The organism is Sphaerochaeta sp. S2, from assembly GCF_016406725.1.
GTDB lineage: Bacteria > Spirochaetota > Spirochaetia > Sphaerochaetales > Sphaerochaetaceae > Sphaerochaeta.
Genome location: NZ_JAEKNT010000514.1, coordinates 1 through 1,994 on the forward strand (window position 1 = coordinate 1; position 1,994 = coordinate 1,994).

General features: G+C 49.9%; 3 protein-coding genes. All 3 read left to right on the forward strand.

What is annotated here, in order from left to right; translation table 11 throughout:
- The first annotated feature begins 35 nt into the window (after window positions 1–35).
- On the forward strand, window positions 36–431 hold the full coding sequence (locus tag JF818_RS15015; protein WP_198892822.1) for a hypothetical protein: 396 nt from the start codon (window positions 36–38) through the stop codon (window positions 429–431).
- A complete protein-coding gene (tnpB, locus tag JF818_RS15020; protein ID WP_198892824.1) occupies window positions 431–802 on the forward strand; it encodes an IS66 family insertion sequence element accessory protein TnpB in 372 nt (123 codons plus the stop codon). The genes JF818_RS15015 and tnpB overlap by 1 nt, the downstream gene beginning before the upstream one ends.
- A gap of 262 nt (window positions 803–1,064) precedes the next feature.
- Window positions 1,065–1,994: transposase (locus tag JF818_RS15025; protein ID WP_198892826.1), on the forward strand; the 930-nt coding region annotated here is incomplete at its 3' end.

Consider the following 1,994-nt stretch of genomic DNA (forward strand, 5'->3'; position numbering starts at 1 on the left):
ACTATCCCCTAGCATAGGGCTACGGAGGATAAGAAATGAAAAGAAGCGTAGCATATCCACAAGAAGTTAAGACTGAACTCATCAGCAGATACAGGCAATCGGGATTGTCCCAAGCCGAATTTTGCAGGTTGCCAGATGTTCCAATAGCCATGTCCACCCTTAGCACATGGTTACATCCACCTAAGACCAGTGGTCTTGCAGTCAACAGGTCTAAAGAGAAGGCCAAATCGACCAAAGACCTTAACATTGTCTGCTACAACATTGGGGAAAAAGCAACCAGGCGTGTTAGTGAGGGAACAGTCCAAGAACCAAATCTTCAGGAGATGATCAAGTTCCAGCAGGATGTGTACGACTGCTGCAGTCGTCTGTACCGCCTCAGCTGCAACGAGCAAAGCATCAGGCTTCTCTCCCAGATTAAGGGGGCACTGTGATGGGCCTGCCGTTTGACACGAGCCTGGAGGGCAAGAAGATATTCCTGCGGGTCGGACCAACTGATTTCCGACGGGGAATCCGTGGGATGGTCTCCCTGGTGGTCGGGGCCATGGACCTGAGGATGGACGAGCAGTCCCTATTCGTTTTCTGTTCGACCAGCAGAAAGCAGATACGCATCGTATATTGTGAAGGGGCGGGCTGTTGGTTACTGGCCCGGTCCGTCCGATATGGTCGCTACTCATGGCCTATGGACAGCAAGGATGCTGCGCAGATGACAGCGGATGAGCTTCGCGAGCTGCTGGCAGACCCCATCCCTTTGGGACATCTCAAGGCACGGGGCTTGGTCTCCAGAATGGACCTGCATATCTGATAAAAATAAAACAATTTATTTGAATGTAAGTATTTGAAACCTCCAATACAGGGCTTGTACGCCCCTGTTTTGGCGGTTTTCTGTTTTAGGCCCACCTTCTCTCCAGGCTCTTTACCAGCCTCCAACGAGTGCCCTCTGCATGCAGATTTAAGCGCCTATGCCTCTATTATATCCTTTACTACAAACGAATTATATTGATTAGATTGGCCAAATATGATATATTTCCCTTATAAGTAAAGATGAAGAAATAATCAGGCTCCAGATGCGTGTCGCTGAGCTGGAGAAGGAAAAAAAGAAGGACAAGAGGGAGAAATCTACACTCTTAGAAAAGATCGTTACGCTCGAAGAGGACATTGAAGTCCTCTCACGTGCAGTGCGTTCCAGTGAGCAGAAGCTCCGTCTCGAGCTCTTTGTCAGGTTCGGCAGCTCCAGCGAGAGATACCGCAAATACTTCAACATCTCTGAGGAGCTTATTCGCAAGGCGGAGGAAGAACAGCTCAGCGATGAAGAACAGAAAATCATTGATAATGCAAAGGAATTGGTTGAATCCGATAAAAAGCTTGAGGCTTCCAACAAGAAAGGCTCCAGGAACAGGAACCCAGAGCACAGGACTAGGGGAAACGGGTGTGGGAGACAGACCTTCGACCCCTCCTATCCCAGAGAAAAACAGGAATTCAAGCTTGCGGACAAGTGTCACAAATGCGGTACAACCATTGTGAATATCAACAGCGCGGATGTCCATGAGTACATAGAGCTCCTTAGCAACAACCTGAGCATCATCCAGCAGATAAGAGACAAGGGCTACTGTCCTTGTTGTGGTGAGACCCATGACGAGAACGGCACCAAAAAACGTACTATCATCACAGCGCCTGCTGACGAACGGTTCATTCCTGGTGGCCTTGCCGGTGACAGCCTCATAGCAGCCTCCATAGTGGACAAGTTCTTCTGCGGGCTGTCTGTGACCAGGATATCAAAACGTTTCAGGAATCTCGGTGTGGACCTGAGCGAGCAGAACTTTGCAAACTGGCACATGCGCGCCGGCAACGAGCTGAAACCTGTCGCCGAGGCAATAAAGGACTTCATCCTGTCACAGGATGCTGTAAACGCCGACGAGACACGCTTGCAAGTCCTTGACGAGCCTGGACGTAAGGACACCCTTGATTCCTGGATGTGGGTAATCTGCAGTGCGACC

Coding starts and splice junctions, on each gene's coding strand:
- JF818_RS15015 (WP_198892822.1), top strand. CDS start 36: ATGAAAAGAAGCGTAGCATATCCACAAGAAGTTAAGACTGAACTCATC.
- tnpB (WP_198892824.1), top strand. CDS start 431: ATGGGCCTGCCGTTTGACACGAGCCTGGAGGGCAAGAAGATATTCCTG.